Here is an 18,545-nt window from a genome sequence, read left to right as displayed (position 1 = left end):
TTGACATAAACAAGCAAAAAATCGAAAAAAGGAATAAACAATGCCGTTGCAAACTTGTATGGGGGCAACACTCCAATGTATTCCCTTTGGAGTAGCACCCAGTTCGTTAATTGTGATTCCCAAAGGGCCACCTGTATCAGTGAAAGGTAGGTTAGCGGCTACAATTATGGACTTTGCTCCAATCGCCAATATACCACCTTTTGGGATGTGTATCTCTATAGCCAATCCAGCCGTGGCATCAGCAACAGCAGCAGCTTTAGGGGTATTAACTCCTATGCCCTGTATTCCTGTTCCAGTTGGTCCCTGGAAGCCTGGGGCAATTAAAACAAAGATTAATAATATACCGGCACTCCCTGATTTTGCTGTTTGTAACTGTAGTTGGGGCGGTGTGATTAAAATTATGAATCCTGGACAATTTCAAGTCACTGTTCTCTGAAGAGATTATTCTTTTAACGGGATAAATACATTCTGATTCATCCATTTGGGAATTTTGTTAGCACTCATTACACGCAATTCAACGCTAATTCGATCCTGAGTCATCGCTTCAGTAACATAAGTTTTGTGAAGCGTGCCATTGAGGAAAATCAGAACATCTCCCAGGGTCATTTCTGGTGACCAAAACTCATCGGGTGCAAAACGTTGTCTGAGTTTAACTTCATTTAAACAGTCATAATGGAGAAGCTGATCTAGATTTCGCCTGATCAACTGAAGACTTGGGCGATTTCGTCCACAGTCTGTCAGCGGTATCCAGCAGGTAATTAGGGGTGTTAACGGTTCACTGATATAGTCATTACTGCTATCCGACAAAGGGTTAAAAGTAACTCCTAAAGCCCCATCTTGATGCCAGCTATGGGGGGTATGCAAGGGATGATAGTGTGAGAGAGCATACTGTTTCCTGACCCAAGATTGAGAAAGGTTAAATAAAAGGGAGTTATCCATCATCTGGGCTAAAATCTGATAAGCTAAAGAATTGACTAAAATAGACAGCATCTGGTGAGAAATCGTCTCGAAAGCACGGGTTACTTGATAATCATCAAGGGCAAACAGACTAACGGAGGTGGAGCTGGCATTAAATAAATAGTAGAAAGGAAGATAATCACTGACCTGTTCGATGCCCTGCTCATGAAGAATCTGTTCTATGCTAGAAAAACATTGAGTGGCGGATCGAGCAACAAGGGAAAGTTGAGCCGTATCGAGGACTCCTTTGAGCAAAACAACTCCATAATTTTTGAGTGCAAATTCTGCCCCTATGACTGAATTATGAACTTCCATAGCTTTAACTGGACTCAGGTTTTGGCGAATAAGCTGAATTCTTGAGACCCTGATAAGGTAGCACTGATCCTAACGCGCTAAATTTATAAAAATGGCAGACATTACAAATAATCAGCCCCGCTCTTATCTGGGTAGGGGACTATCATTCCCATTACGGGGAAACTTACAAGGAAGCCTGCAACTCAGTTCCGATATCCGGAACCTCGAAGAATCGATTGGGCTTATTCTGGGAACAAAGGTGGGGGAACGAGTCTACCGACAAAATTTTGGCTCGCGCCTGTCTGAACTTGCCTTTGCGCCGATGAATACCCAAACTCTTTTGCTGATCCGAGTTTATGTGGAGGAAGCCATAAAAATGTGGGAACCTCGGATTGTACTAGATGGCGTTTATACAGAACCTGACCCGATTCGCGGTCGGGTCAATATTACTATTGAATATCATCCGAAAGACTCCCATGATACTCGGAGTCTGGTTTATCCGTTCTATCTCCAGCCCTCTGGGGAGTAGTTGGTCAGGGTTTAGCCGTTAGTGGTGACAATCTGTAGAGACGTTGCATGCAACGTCTCTACAACAGGAATGATTTTGTAAGTTGTGGTACGTTTTTGGGTGAATTATAGCGTTTATCAGTGTTGTGAGGTACATGATTAAGGGCGCAAGCCTTTACATGATTAAGGGCGCAAGCCTTTACATGATTAAGGGCGCAAGCCTTGCGCCCCTACAGTTGGGTGTACCGCTGACATAGGACGAATGATGAATGACAAATGACATAAACGAATGACAAATTATGGAATTTGATTTTTTACCGAATTTACCAAAATCAGATCTCGACGATCGCACGTTTCAGGATTTGGTGGAAGAGTGTATCCTCCGCATTCCCCGCTACTGTCCAGAGTGGACGAATTATAACCCCAGTGATCCCGGAATCACGCTGATTGAACTGTTCGCTTGGTTAACTGACCAAATGTTGCTGCGGTTCAATCAAGTCCCCCGCCGTAACTATGTTACCTTTCTGGAATTACTGGGGATTCGCCTACAAGCCCCAACCCCGGCGCAAACCCAACAGACGTTTTATCTGAGTGCGGCGCTACCTGAATCCTACACGATTCCATTGGGAACAGAAGTGGCGACGGTACGAACCCAAACCGACGATGCGATTATTTTTAGCACCGATCGCTCCCTGGTGATTGCTAAACCGAGTATCCGCCATTTTCTCACCTCCGACACCGATGAAGATCAACCCCAAATCCTGCGCGATCGCTTCGTGGGAACTTGGACTCAGCGACCCAGGGGAGAGTGGCAAGGCTTGGAGTTATCGATTTTTAATGAACAACCCCAAACGGGAAATTGCTTTTATATCGTCTTTGAGGGGGATCAACCCATTGAAGGCAATGTTATCGCCCTGCGGATCAAAGGTGAAGCCGCTACCTCCACCGGGATTAATCCCGAAGATCCACCCCGCCTTTGGCAAGCCTGGAATGGTATGTTTTGGGAACCTATCCTGCTGCGAGAAGCCGATGATAGCACCAAAGGATTCAGTTTTAGTGAACTGATTCAGCAGGGAGGCGATCCTTTACAAGGGGCGGATGTTGTCTTGCATTTACCCCTGCGTTTACCGGTTACCCAATTTGTTACCTATCAGGGACGCTGGCTGCGCTGTATTTACACCGAACCTCGCTTCAATCAACCCGGTTATATTCGTTCCCCGCGAATTGTTGGTTTAGATGTCCGTTCGATTGGCGGTACAGTCGAAGTCACCCAATGTACCACGATTCGGAATGAAATCCTCGGCGAAAGTGACGGAACCCCCGGTCAAACCTTTCAATTACAAGGACGGGGAATTTTACCCCGACGGGATGAGGAACATATTCTGGTGATTCCGCCTGGAGGATTACCACAAATATGGCAAGAAGTCAATGATTTTGCCGATTCAGGTCCAGAAGACCTGCACTATACCATTGATGCGATTACCGGAACCGTTCAATTTGGTCCCCTATTACGAGAACCTTCTCAACTGCGAGAACAGACGTGGTGGCGTTCCCAGTCTCAGAGAGTACCGTCGGAAATGCTCAATTTAGTCAATGGTAGAACTGGCGTGGTAGAACGGCGGGATATCGCTGCGATGCAGTCAATGGAACGTCAATATGGGGCGGTTCCCCCTAGAGGTGCTGTGATTCAAATGGTCGCCTATCGCATTGGAGGTGGACAACAGGGTAACGTTCAACGGGGCGCGATTCAAGTCCTCAAATCCGCCGTTCCTTATGTAGCTAACGTGATCAACCATTCCTCCGCCCGGAATGGCGCTGATGCTGAATCCTTAGAAGAAGCCGTGATCCGTGTACCACGACTCCTACGAACCCGCGATCGCGCCGTCACTCCCGAAGACTTTGAATACTTAGCCATGGAAGCAGGAAGCGGTTCCATTGCTCGCACGTTATGCTTATCGCCAATTCGTAAAGAAGAAGCTGGAAGAGTGCGTCTGCTGCTTGTACCAAACGCCAATACCGATGGTATTGAGCGAGGTGAAGGAATTGACCCAGACTTATTAACCCTGACTCCCCAACTCACCGAGCGAGTGCTGAGTTATCTCGACGAACGACGATTACTGGGTGTAGAAATCCTCTGTAGCCAACCTGATTACGTCGGGGTTGCGGTACAAACTGAAGTTGCTCTCGATCCAGCTTATAATAATCCCCGCGCTCAACAAGAAATACTATTGAAATTACAAACCGCATTGTATCGCTTTCTCAATCCTCTGATCGGCGGTTCAGAGGGTAAAGGGTGGTCATTTGGTCGCCCCGTTTACTCATCTGATATTGTGACTATATTACAAAGCGTGCCTGGTGTACAGTATTTAGGCGCTGTACAACTGTTTGAATTACGGAGTCAGGGACAAAAGTGGATGCGAACCTTACCACGAACCCCTGTTATTGACCCCGGTCCTTTGGGTTTAATCTGTTCATGGCACAATAATCGATTACGCTCTGGTCATGTGATCAACTTAATTCCTTAGAATTTTTTTGTCGGGGCGGGTTTTACCGATAATGTTCACTAGAAAACCCCTAACTTAACAAAGCACCCGCCCCGATTTGATCCAACGCGCTAGTCGGACATGGTTTTGAGTTATTGTGTTCCGTTCTACAACACTTGGACAAAGCTAGACAACATTGGATCTTGTTAGACATTATCCGGATTGCTTCCTGTTTCACTCGCTTCGGTGTCGGCACTCAACCAGTCCACAGGCTTAAAATCGGACGAAACTCGCCCTACTCAAAGTCTGTAATTGTAGTAATTTGAGAAACTTTGCTGCTTTAATCCGTTATTTTCAGCGCCATTAAGGTATGCTGGATTTCTCAACCGCCTTATTACAGGTGCGCTACTCTTAAAAGCTTTGTTACGGGGTCTCAAGCCCTAAGATTTTTAGCTTGGTTTTCGCTTGCGTTCATTATAACACAACAACACCTGGACAAAATATCCAACAATGTCCAGAGGTGTCCAACTTTTTGGTTACAGTTACTTCCCCTGTTCCCTGTTCCCCGTTCCCTTGACAAATGACAAATGACACAAGCTCGCGATATATTACCCTTACGTCTGCAACTGACTCCCATGCAGTTGCCAGAGGTCACCCCTCAGTCCATTGGGGGGTCGAGCGAGTTAGAAGCGCCTTTGCTCAGCCAAGCAACTCGGCAAACAGAACGTCGCGGTTGCTATCTTACCCTCTACCCCGGAGAACCCAGTGAACTCCTGCTGGAACTAGAAAATCTAAGCAACCATACCTTACACTTGGATATTCAAATCCAGGGAGATTTTCCTTCCCAATGGTATCGTTTGGGTATGGAAGGGCGGGAACTCCGTCCCGGTGGACTCATGGAAGCTGTCATTCGCTTTTATATGCCAGCCGATTTCTTTGAGTCTAATCAGGTAGGAGATGCTCAACCCTCTCACCGTCTCGATTATCGCGGTCAGATTTATGTCTACTACAGCCAATCGGTAACGGGGAACAAACATGTTGAATCAGCTAGCTTTAATCTTTATGTTCGCCCTCACAGCTTATATCTAAACTTTTTACCTGAAATCTATCGAGAAGTAGATTTTATGGGTCGCTTGCTGAAAATTTTCGAGCAAGCCTTTGAACCGACAGTACAATCCCTGGATGCTTTATGGGCGTATCTCGACCCCTTAATGACACCAGAGACACTTCTACCCTTTCTAGCCCATTGGGTCGGTTGGCAGCTTAACCCCGCCTTAAGCCTACAGCGACAGCGCTATCTGATTCGTCAGGCGATGGAGATTTATCGCTGGCGGGGTACGCGCAGGGGACTACGATTCTACTTGCATCTATTTACTGACTTACCTTTAGATGATCATCTCCCAGAACATCAAAGGCATATTTGTATTCAAGAAGTTTTTGGTCAGGGATTTATTATGGGAAACACGCGCCTAAATCAAGACTCCCTTATCGGCGGCGGACAACCTTATCATTTCATTGTGCGACTGCGTCCTGATCCCCCGACTCAAATTGATGAATTATTAGTTCATCAAATTATTCAACAAGAAAAACCCGCATTTTGTACCTATGAACTCTATGTTGAATGACAAATAACAAATAACAAATAACAAATGACAAATGACTAACCATTTTCCTCCACCTTCTATCCAACAATTTGAGCGTCTCCATGTCACAGATGGCTTACTCATTGATGCCCAACGTTGGCAGTTAGCGCACCAATATCACCGTCAGTATCGTAGAACCTATTACCAATCTCTGCATCAGCCAGGAATTGTATTCGGTTTGGGGGTACATATCGTTCCCGCACCCGCTGATGTTGTGGCAAAATACCGAGATGAACGTTGGGTCGAAATTCAACCGGGAATTGCCATTGATTTATTTGGCAATTTTATCGTAGTGCCTGAACCCATGTCCTACCGGATTTCTTCAGAAGCGACGCCAGAAAAACCCTTGATGGTTTATTTGGTAGTTAAATTTAGAGATCCCGAAGAATTACGCACCCGTAGAACCACAGATAGAATCATCGAAACATTTCGGATTGATGAGAAGACGAGTCCACCCACTGAAGGGGACGTCGAATTGTGCCGGATTCTCCTTAAAGCTGGAAAATTTAAACTTGAAGTCCCAGTCCATGTTTTCTCCCCTAGCTATAACCAGTTGGACTTGCGCTACCGTCTCCAGCCACAAGCGCGACCTCAGGCGGTTGTTCAAGTTGCCATGTACAAAGGGCTAGCCGTTGATAACCATGAACATGAGCGTATTTTATCGAATCTCTCCTATCTTCTACAATCAACTTCTGGACTTTATCCAGCCCTGCAGGGGGGTGATGAAATTGGACAATTCAGTTTACAATTGGCAGAGCTACAAAATATTTTAGAATATGATTTATTTTTCATGGCGGATCGCCAAGTCCATGTATTAGGAGAATCTGAATTTGAGGTTCTGCGACAGTATTTAAAGGCAGGAGGCACACTTTTAGTAGAAGCGTCGTCAGACTTGAAACATTGGAGGCAAGGCAATGCAATAAAAGACCTGAGCCAACTTTACCACGAACTCGAACAGGCATTAACTCAAATCGATAACACTCCAAATATTGATACAGATACAAGATTAAAGCAATGCCGACAAGATATTGTAAGTGAACGAGAGATGATTGCGACAGAGTTAGCCAGACGCAAGAATTCGATCGCGGGTCGATTCCAAGAGTTTGCCCAAAGTTTGGGAGTTCTGTTAACTCCACTGGAAAAATTAGACCGCCACGACTTACTTCGGACTCAACCCTTTCTCTTTGCTGCGGCACCTACTATCAATAGAAAGCCGATTCAAATCTTAAGCGGTGGCGGAATTATCGTCGCGCTAGGTAACTTATCAGGCGCGTGGGGAATCAATGAAAAGCGACTTACCTCCCGTGAAGCAATCCGTACAGCACAGGAAATAGGGATTAACATTTTGTATACGGCTTGGCGTCGCCGACAGCTAACCTGGGGACAGCAGCCACTGCCAAAAGTTGTTACATCAACTCCTTCCCACCCCTCCAAGCCATCAAAACCGCCGGATAAATCGCGTCGAGATGATCTGTTTGATAAGTTGATCTAGGGTGTTGATGAGGGAACTGCTTAATAGGAAAACTAGGGGAGTTTCAGGAGTAAGGAAAAAATAATGGCAGATAATTTAATTGATACGACTGTTTCCCCAAAACAAATTAGATTTAAGCCCGGAGGTCTACCTGCTGCGTTTGAAGTTATGGTGGTGAATGATAGCGATCGCTTTGCCAGTTTTCAGGTGGAAGTCATGGCGGCTGGAGTTGAGGTTGATCGCCTTCCGGATTGGTACATTATCTCCCCAGAAGTGAGTACCAAAAAGCCTCCCGGTGATGTCACCCATTTTCAGGTGACGATTGTGGATAATCCTGTACCAGGGTTTGTCGGACTAATGAACCTAACGGTGCGTGTCTTCTCCATGGAACTTCCAGATGAAGACAGAGAAGTCCTGCGTTTAATTTTAGAACAAGGTACGGGTTCGATTCCGTTAAAATTGGATCTGCCAGTGGGGGAGTTTCAAGAGTATCCAGCAAATCAGCAGGAAATCCCGGTACGGGTTTATAATCCCAGTCAACTTGAAACTGATGTTACTTTGAAGTTTTCGGGCTTAGATCCAACCTGGATTGTGGATGGAACTGAACGCCAGTTACACCTACCTCCTGGCGGACAAGCAACCGAAACATTTATCTGCCAAATTCCTGACATTCCCCAAGCCCCCAGCCGGATTTATCCTTTTGCGATCGCGGCGACTCATCGTCATGGAACTCCTGCCCAAGTGGAAGGTATCCTAGAAGTTTTACCTATGGGATTGGTTAAATTTAGCGCCACTCCCAAGCAGCAACAAATTCCAGCCAAACGCACCTGGTTACCCAACTGGCGTAGTTTCCCGGTTACCTACACATTGGAATTTGATAATCATAGCAATCTTCAGCAGCAAGTCAGTGTTGAAATTCAAGGTGAAGACAAACAGGAATGTACCTTAGAATTGCCGGATAAACCCGCAGAATTGAATCCAGGTCAAACGGCTCAAGCAGCGACTAGAGTTCAAGCCCGACGCCATTTATGGGGTGGAACCAAGCGGCTATCTTTAGAAGCGGTGGCGATGTTATCGGATCAGCGTTTAGGAAATACCAATCCCACTAGTCAAGTGTTAAGACTGGATGTTTATCCAATTCTTCCGGCTTGGTTAGTTTTGGGTGGAGGAGTTTTGCTTTTATATTTCATCTGGTGGCTATCTTGGCTCAATCCCAATAACAAGTTGTTTGGACACCAAGCGGCAGTTAATTCCGTGCAATTTAATGGCATGAGCCAGAATGTCGTTAGTGGTTCCAGTGATGAAACTTTAATTAAATGGCGAGTTGATGGCTTTTTTAATCCTGTTGCTAATCCAGAAGTAGAGGAAATTGCCGATACGGGAAAAGCCGTGCGCGTTATTCGTTATAAACCGATAGATAATAATGTTGTCGCTGCTGGGTTAGAAAATGGTGAGATCCAACTATTGAATTTATTGGCAGAAACACCAAAATTGATGGATTCTTTTTCTTTTCAAAAAGATGATCGGGTCTTAGCATTAGAGTTTACTGAAGACTCTCGTTATCTGTTTAGCGGTCATGGCAGTGGTAAGGTGCTTGGGTGGGATATTTACCAAGATCTAGACCAATCTCTAGGACAATTGAACGAAGAAAAGCAACCGATTATGGAGCTAAACTTTGACTTCGCTGTCTATAACTTGGAATTTATAGGACAAGGCAATCAAAATTTAGCAGTTGCTGGACGATTTCATCAGTTAGTTATTTTGAATTTGGGTGATAATTCTCTGCGTAAAGTGACCTACAAAGAAGGAGAGGAAGGGGGAAAAGATGACTATATATTCAGCATGGATGTTGCCAAATTAAAACCTTATCTTTTGGCAACTGCTGATAATCAAGGCACTATTACTCTATGGAATATGCGATCCTGTTTGGTGGATAATCAGTCTTGTGAAATTCTTGATCGCTGGTCGAATGGTCATGGCGGTCAACCCGTGCGCTCTGTGGCTTTAAGTAATGGGGGTTGTTACTTAGCCAGTGGTGGCGATGACGGGCGAATGATGCTGTGGCCCCTAACGAATCAGGGTAAACGAGCAGAAAATTATGCAAGTGGGATTGAAGTGGGTCGGTCATTGAGAAACCAAACATTCAAATTCAATAGTGTTGATATAAATGTTTTGAAGAGAAATATTCTGATCGCTAGTGGTAGTGACGATACCCAGGTGCGGGTGAGACGAGCGAAACGGCTGCAAGGGTTAGGGTGCGATCGCGATGAGTGACCGTAGGGTTTGGTAATTTTAACTAACAGTTTGGCATAGTAAGTCCGGAAGAGCCGGATGTCACAGACCTCAGCCTCACGGCTGAGGTTTTTTGAGGAAATGCCAACTCTTGGTACAATCTATTGATTCCTACCGTAGCTATTTTCTTCTTCCTCCCCCAGAAAAAACTATGACCCGCGTCATTGGATTAATAAGTGGTACGTCAGTTGATGGAATTGATGCGGCTTTCGTGGAGATTGCTGGTTCCGAGTCAGATTTAACCGTGAAGTTGTTGGCGGGAGCGACTTACCCCTACCCGGAACAACTGCGATCGCAGATCCTAAATCTCTGTGCTGGCGGTTCTATACCTATGGCAGAACTCGCTGTGTTAGATGATGCGATCGCCCAACAATTTGCCCAAGCCGCCCAAGCCATCCAGAAACACCACCCACCCGCCGCTACGCTGATCGGTTCCCACGGTCAAACTGTTTACCATCGCCCCCCTAGGAAGATGCAGGGGAGCAGGGGAGCGGGGGAGCAGGGGAGAGATGATGTCCCAGGATTCTCCGACTCTTCTTTGGGATATAGTCTTCAGTTAGGACGGGGAGAGGTTATTGCTGACGCCACAGGGATTAAAACTATCAGTAATTTCCGTGTTGCTGATATCGCAGTTGGGGGTCAAGGAGCGCCCCTAGTCTCCAAAATTGATGCTTGTTTGCTATGCTATCCAACTCAACACCGATGTATCCAAAATATCGGCGGAATTGGTAATGTTACCTACCTCCCTCCCTGTCAAGGGAATTGGTTAGATGCTGTCTGCGGTTGGGATACAGGACCTGGGAATAGTCTGTTGGATTTAGCGGTGCAGCATTTTACTCAGGGAAGCAAAACCTATGACCAAGACGGGAACTGGGCGCGTCAGGGTACGGTTTGTCAAGCCTTGCTTAACCAATGGTTAACTCATGACTTTTTCCAACAAGCCCCCCCTAAATCCACAGGGCGAGAATTGTTCGGTTGGGATTATTTACAACAATGTATTGCCCAGAGTCAACCCTATTCCCTGAGTCCGGCTGATTTATTGGCAACCCTGACAGAACTCACCGTCGCCTCAATTGAGGAAAGCTACCGTCGCTTTTTGCCCCAGATGCCCGATCAGATATTCTTATGCGGTGGGGGTAGCCGCAATCTCTATCTCAAACAGCGCTTACAAACCCGGTTACAGTCAGTGGACATACAAACAACAGATGAGGCTGGGGTGAGTGGAGATTTCAAAGAAGCGATCGCCTTTGCCGTTTTAGCCTATTGGCGAGACTTGGGCATTTGCGGGAATCTCCCTCAAGTTACAGGCGCCAAGCAAGGGGTACTTTTGGGTAATATCGCGCCATCCTAAAATAATTAATTTACAATGAAGCGTTTCTTGCCCACTTGGGACTACACTTAATACTGAAACATAATTGCCTTTTTTATCCTCATGACTACCATTTTGGCAATCTGCTTAGTCAGGCATTGTGTCACTGTTGAGGAAAAATTCAACAAGCAATATTCAATCAGAGGCAAAGGGTAACGCTGTGGCTCACACCTTTTTAATGGAGGCAGGACGATGGACACTCCAGGGGAATTGGCTGGAGCGCAATGGATTGCTGCTGAGCGTCAGAGGGAAAACAATTGTTGCCTGGGGTCGAGAAAACTGGTTTACGATGGTGACAAAGCTGGTTTTTCCCGACGATGAGCGCGAGGATATTTCTTTCCAGTATCGGGGGCGTCTTGATGCCGGAGAACGACAGTATACCTTTGTTTTACAGCATAGTGGTTTAGGTCGTGTCGAAGGCGAGGGTTGGATCACTCCAGAATCAATTGTTCAACGCTATTGGGTTTTAGGCGATCGTCAAAGACGTAGTGGTTTTGAAACCCGACACCAACTTGATGACAATACCTACTACCTCTCCAGTAGCATCATGGCGGGTCATTATCTGACCAGCACAATGGAAGCCAAGCTAGAACGACAGCCGGGATAGCACAAGACGTATTAACTGGTACACCATTAGCAATAACCTATCTAATTTATCTGTAGCAGGGGTTTAGGGAGGTCGTAAGACCCACGCTGTAATCTATGATGAGCGCGATGGGATACACGACTTCCCCAAGTTAATTTAGTTAACTCAATGTTCACCTAAATTAACATTTTACAGCACACTATCATCCAGTAAATACGCTATAAGATAGCTATGCTGACACTTAACTATCGTTACCGAATCTATCCAGATGTCACTCAAGAACAACGGTTAATTGAGTGGATGGAAATCTGTCGCCGTGCATATAACTATGCCTTGGGGAAGATAAAAGATTGGTGTAATAGTCGTAAGTGTTTGATTGATAGATGCTCTCTGGAAAAAGAAGCGGTCAAAGAACTATGAAAAACAACGACTCAAGGTAGGCCGACTTCACCACCACATTGACAACACCAGAAAAAACTTCCATTTCAAACAAGCTCACGCCCTTTGTGATGCTGGTGATATGGTTTTCATGGAAAATTTGGACTATAGAATCAGTGCCAAGGGAATGCTGGGTAAGCATATTCTTGATGCTGGTTTTGGTCAATTCCGCACCATTACTCAATATGTTTGTTGGAAGCGTGGGAAGTTTTTTGCTGTTGTTGACGCTAGAGGCACTTCAGGGGAGTGTCCTGAATGTAAAGGTGAAGTCAAAAAAGACTTGGATTACCGGGTGCATGATTGTCCCCATTGCGGTTTTAAAACTGACCGCGACGTAGCTAGTGGTCAAGTCATCAGAAACCGAGGAATAGAGCTAATCAGTACCGTTGGACAGACGGGAATAGAAAGTGCCTGTGCAGCCGATTTACCGGGGGTTGAGGTAACTCAATCTAGGCAAGTGGCGAAATCCCGAAAGGGAATAACCAGGAAGTTCTCAAAGTGATTTGGGAAGCCCACACCATAATCTTTGATTTGGTGTGGGAGGATGTCACTCCGATTTTCTGTGTCACCTATAATCAGAAGTATAAAGCGTGAAGATCACTCACTGGGATTTGACCCCCCCCTAAAAATCTGCGACGTTTTACCTGCTTTTGTGTGTTAGCTTAGCAGGATAGAGTCCAGGATAGACCGATAAATTCTACGTCATCCTTGACATTTTTAACTTCTTGAGTTATTTATTGTGCGGTTTGCCACAGGTGTGGCTCCAGTTGAGCGCTCAACGAAGCGATGAACTATGGCTAGTCACCATGGAACGAGTAACCGAGTGAGTTATTGGGTTTAGTTCTTGAGGATGCTACTTGCCGAATTGCGCTTGGGTCAAACTGGTAAATAGGTATTGTTCACAACTGCTCCAAGCTCTCACTAAACCAATCATGACAAAAGACCCTAATCATGGTCGCATACTCGCCAATCGCTATCAACTCGTTGGGTTGATAGGTCAGGGCGCTATGGGTCAAGTTTATAAAGCTAAAGATATGTTACTCGGCGGCGTTATTGTCGCTGTCAAATTCATCTCCCAAACCTTGCTCAACCAAAAAATGCGCGATCGCTTTGAGCGAGAAGCAACAATCTGTGCGCTACTTGGGGAAAAAAGTAATCATATCGTGCGCGTCCGGGATTATGGCGTGGATGAAAATGATATTTCGTTTTACGTCATGGAGTTCCTAGAAGGCAATGGCTTAAGTGAAATCATTCGCGATCAAACCCTACCTTTACCTCGGTTTCTCAATATTAGCCGTCAGATTAGTTTAGGGCTGCAATGCGCTCATAAGGGGATCGTGATCGAAGGGCAACCTAGCCCAATTATTCACCGAGATATTAAACCCAGCAATATTCTCGTGGTTCAAGACGCCTCCTTCGGGGAACTGGTAAAAATCCTCGACTTTGGCATTGCCAAGCTGATCCAGTCCAACAGCGAGCAAACACACTCGTTTATGGGGACGTTAGCCTATTGTTCCCCCGAGCAAATGGAAGGACGGGAACTGGATAACCGCTCAGATATTTACAGTCTGGGTGTGATGATGTTTGAGATGCTCACGGGGGAAATGCCGATTGTGGGCGAATCCAATTCCTTCGGCGGGTGGTACAAAGCCCATCACTTCAGTCCACCGCGCACCTTTGAAGCCGCAAAACCTGATTTGAAATTGCCCAAAGCCTTGGAAAATCTGGTGATGAGTTGTTTGGCAAAAGAGGCGAGCGATCGCCCGCAAACAATTGAGGAAGTCATCCAGACGTTAGAACCCTTAGAGCAGCGTTTTGGTCAAGGACGACAACTCGGTCAACGGATTGGTGCGGTACTCTCGAAAATATCCCGCGTAGAAGAACCGCCCCAGCCTCCAGCTCGTTCCATTGAAGACCTCTGTTTACAAACATCTTGGCCCAAAAACAAACCCCAAGCCTCGATTGTTTTTCCTCATATTATTCGCACCAGTCAAGAACTGTTAGCCACCCTTTGGGTGATGCTGACGAAGGACGATATTGAAAACCGCCGAATTAGTACCCGCTATAACCAATTCCTGTTTCTGATGTCTCCTCATCCCATGGTGTTATGGATTACAGCATTGCATAATCGGCAACATGGCGCCCGTTGGCTAACCTGCTATTTGGATCTGAAAACTGCCATGGGTCAGAAAGTGATCCGCATTTTAGGAGAATCGGGAAGCTACCGGATTTTATTCTTTGCCCTGACTCAACCCCAACGCTGCGCCAATGTGATGACCTCCACCATTGCCTCAACTCAGCGGAAACTGCTCCTAGATTGGGCAAATGCTAGCCATGCGGCTATGCCCAGCGCTCAGCCTCAGCTAAGTAAACGAATTCTCAAGCAAGAGCTTGAGAAACTTAAGCCGAAAATTGTCATGAAGCTAGAAGCCGTTCATACTGATTATCCCACCGATATTTCCGGATAGGGTTTAAATTTTGAGTCTTGAGTTGAGAATTTATCTAATTGTGGGGGGAGAGGGGGAGCAATAAGACCCACACCATAATTTTTAATTGGGCGTTGGGATACACTCGACTCCCTCAACCTCAATGTGGTAAATTGACATGTAATTCGATACATCTGCTCACAAAGCGAGTTTAAATTGCTGCAGTGTGAGTTGATGATCGAATTCGATCATCAACAACCAACGCAAATCAAACTAACCAGTACCGCAGGGCTGGCGGGAATGGAAACTGCCTGTGCAGACGGTCTACCGGGGACTCAAATGTACTCGTCTGAGTCTAGGTAAGTGTCGAAATCCCGCAAGGCTTCCGCCGTGAGCGTCAGCCGAACGGGAAAAACCAGGAAATCCAAGTTGTGAAGCTTGGAAGCCCACACCAGAATCTTTGATTTGGTGTGGGATGATGTCACAGCTGCTTCACTTGAGCAACTAGCTGCGCCACAATATCCTTGGCGCTACCAAACAACATCATGGTCTTATCGCCGTAGAACAGCTCATTTTCAATCCCAGCAAAGCCCGCGCTCATGCTTCGCTTAATCACGATCGCATGTTTCGCCTTATCGACATCGAGAATCGGCATACCGTAAATCGGACTACCGCTATTGCTGCGAGCGGCTGGATTCACCACATCATTGGCACCAATGACGAGGGCGACATCCGTGTTATCAAACTGAGGATTGATGTCATCCATGTCATAGAGCTGGTCATAAGAGACATTCGCTTCGGCTAAAAGTACGTTCATGTGTCCCGGCATACGACCCGCAACTGGGTGAATGGCGTATTTGACCTCAACGCCCAGTTTTTCAAGCTGATCAGCTAACTCGCGCACCGTATGTTGTGCCTGAGCCACCGCCATACCATAACCTGGAACAACGACCACTGAACGGGCATAGCCCAACATCATTGCCCCTTCTTCAGCATCGATGCTATGGACAACCTTATCCCCTACACCACCTGCGCCACCAGCACCGCCTTTGGCGTCACCGCTACCAAAGGCACTAAATAGCACATTGGGTAGGGAACGGTTCATCGCCTTACACATAATATTGGTCAGGATTAAACCCGAAGCCCCAACTAACGCCCCAGCCACAATCAGCATATCGTTCATCACGACAAAACCCGCCGCGCTCGCCGCTAACCCAGAAAACGAGTTCAGCAGTGAGATCACTACAGGCATATCGCCGCCGCCAATCGGCAGGACAAAGAAAATCCCTAACACCGAGGAGATACCTACCATCGACAGAAAGATGGTTGTATTCTCCGGTGTGACTAATAGGTAGCCACTGCACACCAAAAAGCTAATCAGGAGTAAGGAATTAAAAAGTTGCTGTAAGGGAAACTTTACCGGCTTACCCGTAATCAACCCCTGTAACTTGCCAAATGCCACAAAGCTGCCAGTGAGCGTGACTCCACCAATCAACACACCCAGAATCACGGTAATCGTAGACCCTAAGGGTACACCTTGACCCGTGCTGAGCAAGCGCCAAAATTCCCCGATCGCGACTAGGGCTGATGCGGCACCGCCCAACCCATTCAGTAAGCCTACCATCTGAGGCATGGCAGTCATCGCGACTTTATAGGCGGCGATTACGCCAATTACGGAACCCAGGGCGATCCCTGCCACAATCATCTGATAATTTAAGACCTGTTGGTTAAGCAGAGTTGCCACTACAGCCAGCAGCATTCCTACCGAAGCCCAAACATTTCCTTGGCGTGCCGTAGCTGGTGATCCCAGCTTTTTCAACCCCAAGATAAATAATCCCGTTGCGACTAAATAGGTTAGTTCAATCCCAGTCGGCAGAAACTCGGTCATGCTCTCACCTCACTTATTTTTTAAACATTTGCAACATTCGATCCGTAACTAAGAAACCGCCCACCACGTTAACCGTGGCTAACACCACAGCAATTAAACCCAAAATGACTGTGACATTCCATTCCTTAGATCCGGAGATAAGCAAGGCGCCGATGACGGCAATACCGGAAATGGCATTAGCGCCAGACATCAAGGGAGTGTGCAGGGTGGGTGGCACTTTGTTGATCACTTCAAAACCAACAAAGGAAGCTAACACGAAGACAAATAAACTGGCAATAAATGTGGTGGTCATCCCTTCCTCCTTTTTCGGGCTTCATGATACTAACTTTTCTTTGAGCAAGCGACAGGTTCATCGCCAAAGACAAAACGATCAACCATGACCTATACTTTTGTACTCATTTGAGACAGAGCATCTTTGACCCGCTGATTACGAATTTCGCCACCATGGGTGACACAGGTGCTCTCTACAATATCATCCTCAAAATTGAGTTGTAACTGTCCCTCTTTTACCAGGTACTGCAATAACGTTGATATATTCTTGGCATACATCTGGCTGGCGTGGGTGGGCATGGACGAGGGGACATTCATTGGACCAATAATCGTCACGCCATGACGGACAATATCTTTCCCCGCTTCGGTAACGGCACAGTTTCCACCTTGTTCGGCGGCGAGATCCACGATCACCGAACCTGGATTCATTTGCTGTACCATTTCCTCCGTCACTAGCAAGGGGGCTTTTTTCCCAGGAACTTGGGCGGTGGTAATTACCACATCGGCTTGCTTGACGTGTTCAGCGATCACCTCTTGGGTGCGCTGTTTAGCGGTGTCAGAGATTTCCTTAGCATAACCGCCTTCAGCAACGGTGTCTTCTTGGATTTTTACCTCGACAAACTTCGCCCCTAAACTTTGCACTTCTTCCTTAACCGCCGGACGAATATCAAAGGCTTCTACCATAGCACCCAGGCGTCGGGCAGTCGCGATCGCTTGTAAGCCAGCGACTCCTGCACCGAGGATAAATACTTTTGAGGGTTTGATTGTTCCCGCTGCTGTGGTTAACATGGGGAAGAATTTCGGTAACGCGGCGGCGGCAATCAGTACGGCTTTGTACCCGGCTACCCCAGCTTGGGAGGACAGCGCATCCATACTCTGGGCGCGACTGGTACGGGGAATCAATTCCATACTGAAGGCTGTCACCTGGCGGTTTGCCAGTTTTTGGGCGACGTCTGGCTTACCCAGGGGGTTGAGGAAGCTAATTAATACCGATCCTTCCCGCATCTGGTTGATTTCATCATCTTTGGGAATGCTCACTTTCACGATGACATCGGCTTCACCCCAGAGTTTGCCCGGATCTGAGACTAAGGTAGCCCCTGCTTCTTCGTAGGCGCGATCGCTAAAAAACGATGCCTCTCCCGCACCATTTTCTACCCAAATCTCTAAGCCCTGTTTGACTAAACGGGCAACAGTATCCGGAATCAGGGCGACCCGATTTTCGCCAACTTCAATTTCTTTAACCAGTGCTATTTTCATGAAAACTCCTTCTAACCGAAAAAACTATAACTTAGTCATTAGGCTACTGCCATACACGAAGGGCGTATTTTTATGACATGATAGCCCTTGTGCCTTCCTTTTGCATCAACCCTACACAGGCTATTTTTGGCGGGTAAAATTTTTGGGTCTTGAGGACGATTCAGTCGAGTTCCTCATCCGTACTGAATTAGCTATAGTTTAATCGGAATATTCCGATGCCCTTCTCCTAATATCCAACATCTTTATTTTCTAGGCTACTGCTATCTAGTATCACTTGTAGTATCGCTTGAGAAAATAGTCCTAAATTTTGCAATTGAGTCAGCTCTTGTTCATCTACATTGAATAGCAATAAGTTTTGACAAAAACCGTAAAACTCTCTCCCTGTCTCCCGTCAGCCTCAACAATCAAATTAATTCAATGCGTGAGAGCTTGCTGTTTGCATCCTAATAGTATTTGGTAATACTCAGAAGTATGAGCAGCTTTTTGCCAATTTTGTGTATATTTAACTACAGATAGGATAAAATTCACCAACCTTGCCCTAAAAGGGACAAGGATTGACCAAGCCAGTTTGGACAACGTAAGCGGTGAATAGCTCGGTTTGAGCCTAGTTCTGGCACAGACTTCCGAATACTTCCCTAGTTCGGACTAGCCTCTAAGCCTAATT

Annotated in this window: 14 protein-coding genes and 1 pseudogene; 11 read left to right on the top strand and 4 right to left on the bottom strand. The window is 46.3% G+C overall.

Annotated elements, in window-relative coordinates:
• The first annotated feature begins 40 nt into the window (after nucleotides 1–40).
• Nucleotides 41–436 (top strand): DUF4280 domain-containing protein, encoded by a 396-nt coding sequence (locus RID09_RS22290; RefSeq protein WP_446338106.1) that lies wholly within the window; start codon nucleotides 41–43, stop codon nucleotides 434–436.
• 5 nt (nucleotides 437–441) lie between these two features.
• Here the strand turns inward: RID09_RS22290 and RID09_RS22285 are convergent, their stop codons facing one another.
• Nucleotides 442–1,272 carry a hypothetical protein gene (locus RID09_RS22285; protein ID WP_446338105.1) on the bottom strand — a complete coding sequence of 277 codons (831 nt, stop codon included), beginning with the start codon at nucleotides 1,270–1,272 and terminating at the stop codon, nucleotides 442–444.
• 91 nt (nucleotides 1,273–1,363) lie between these two features.
• Between RID09_RS22285 and RID09_RS22280 the strand changes: the two genes are divergently transcribed.
• The 10 genes and pseudogenes from RID09_RS22280 to RID09_RS22235 all read left to right on the top strand — a co-directional run bounded on the left by RID09_RS22280 (nucleotide 1,364) and on the right by RID09_RS22235 (nucleotide 14,508).
• Entirely contained in the window at nucleotides 1,364–1,780 is a 417-nt protein-coding gene (locus tag RID09_RS22280; protein WP_446338104.1) for a GPW/gp25 family protein, read from the top strand.
• A 277-nt stretch (nucleotides 1,781–2,057) separates the two neighbouring features.
• The gene (locus tag RID09_RS22275) at nucleotides 2,058–4,283 is read left to right on the top strand and encodes a putative baseplate assembly protein (RefSeq protein ID WP_446338103.1); all 2,226 of its coding nucleotides are present in this window, start codon (nucleotides 2,058–2,060) and stop codon (nucleotides 4,281–4,283) included.
• Nucleotides 4,284–4,828: 545 nt separating this feature from the next.
• Nucleotides 4,829–5,866, top strand: coding sequence for a phage tail protein (locus RID09_RS22270; protein ID WP_446338102.1), 1,038 nt, complete (start codon nucleotides 4,829–4,831; stop codon nucleotides 5,864–5,866).
• Nucleotides 5,867–5,897: 31 nt separating this feature from the next.
• The gene (locus RID09_RS22265; protein ID WP_446338101.1) at nucleotides 5,898–7,376 is read left to right on the top strand and encodes a hypothetical protein; all 1,479 of its coding nucleotides are present in this window, start codon (nucleotides 5,898–5,900) and stop codon (nucleotides 7,374–7,376) included.
• Nucleotides 7,377–7,439: 63 nt separating this feature from the next.
• Nucleotides 7,440–9,629 (top strand): hypothetical protein, encoded by a 2,190-nt coding sequence (locus RID09_RS22260; protein ID WP_446338100.1) that lies wholly within the window; start codon nucleotides 7,440–7,442, stop codon nucleotides 9,627–9,629.
• Between the two features lie 169 nt (nucleotides 9,630–9,798).
• Entirely contained in the window at nucleotides 9,799–10,998 is a 1,200-nt protein-coding gene (locus tag RID09_RS22255) for an anhydro-N-acetylmuramic acid kinase (RefSeq protein ID WP_446338099.1), read from the top strand.
• A 178-nt stretch (nucleotides 10,999–11,176) separates the two neighbouring features.
• Nucleotides 11,177–11,623, top strand: a complete 447-nt coding sequence (locus tag RID09_RS22250) for a hypothetical protein (protein ID WP_446338098.1) — start codon at nucleotides 11,177–11,179, stop codon at nucleotides 11,621–11,623.
• 210 nt (nucleotides 11,624–11,833) lie between these two features.
• A complete protein-coding gene (locus RID09_RS22245; RefSeq protein WP_446338097.1) occupies nucleotides 11,834–12,022 on the top strand; it encodes a helix-turn-helix domain-containing protein in 189 nt (62 codons plus the stop codon).
• A pseudogene (locus RID09_RS22240) lies at nucleotides 11,997–12,542 on the top strand (RNA-guided endonuclease InsQ/TnpB family protein); the annotation flags it as partial. The gene RID09_RS22245 and the pseudogene RID09_RS22240, both read left to right, overlap by 26 nt.
• Before the next feature lie 430 nt (nucleotides 12,543–12,972).
• Nucleotides 12,973–14,508, top strand: a complete 1,536-nt coding sequence (locus RID09_RS22235; protein WP_446338096.1) for a serine/threonine protein kinase — start codon at nucleotides 12,973–12,975, stop codon at nucleotides 14,506–14,508.
• A 439-nt stretch (nucleotides 14,509–14,947) separates the two neighbouring features.
• On the opposite strand, the gene RID09_RS22230 is transcribed toward RID09_RS22235, so the two are convergent.
• The 3 genes from RID09_RS22230 to RID09_RS22220 form a co-directional block, all read right to left on the bottom strand.
• Complete coding sequence (locus RID09_RS22230; protein WP_446338095.1) at nucleotides 14,948–16,354, bottom strand: NAD(P)(+) transhydrogenase (Re/Si-specific) subunit beta; 1,407 nt, start codon at nucleotides 16,352–16,354, stop codon at nucleotides 14,948–14,950.
• 13 nt (nucleotides 16,355–16,367) lie between these two features.
• Nucleotides 16,368–16,646 carry an NAD(P) transhydrogenase subunit alpha gene (locus RID09_RS22225; protein ID WP_446338094.1) on the bottom strand — a complete coding sequence of 93 codons (279 nt, stop codon included), beginning with the start codon at nucleotides 16,644–16,646 and terminating at the stop codon, nucleotides 16,368–16,370.
• Nucleotides 16,647–16,735: 89 nt separating this feature from the next.
• Complete coding sequence (locus tag RID09_RS22220) at nucleotides 16,736–17,881, bottom strand: Re/Si-specific NAD(P)(+) transhydrogenase subunit alpha (RefSeq protein WP_446338093.1); 1,146 nt, start codon at nucleotides 17,879–17,881, stop codon at nucleotides 16,736–16,738.
• Nucleotides 17,882–18,545: the final 664 nt, after the last annotated feature.

Source organism: Coleofasciculus sp. G1-WW12-02, assembly GCF_040219735.1.
Lineage (GTDB): Bacteria > Cyanobacteriota > Cyanobacteriia > Cyanobacteriales > Coleofasciculaceae > Coleofasciculus.
This window is presented reverse-complemented; position numbering and strand designations above follow the sequence as displayed.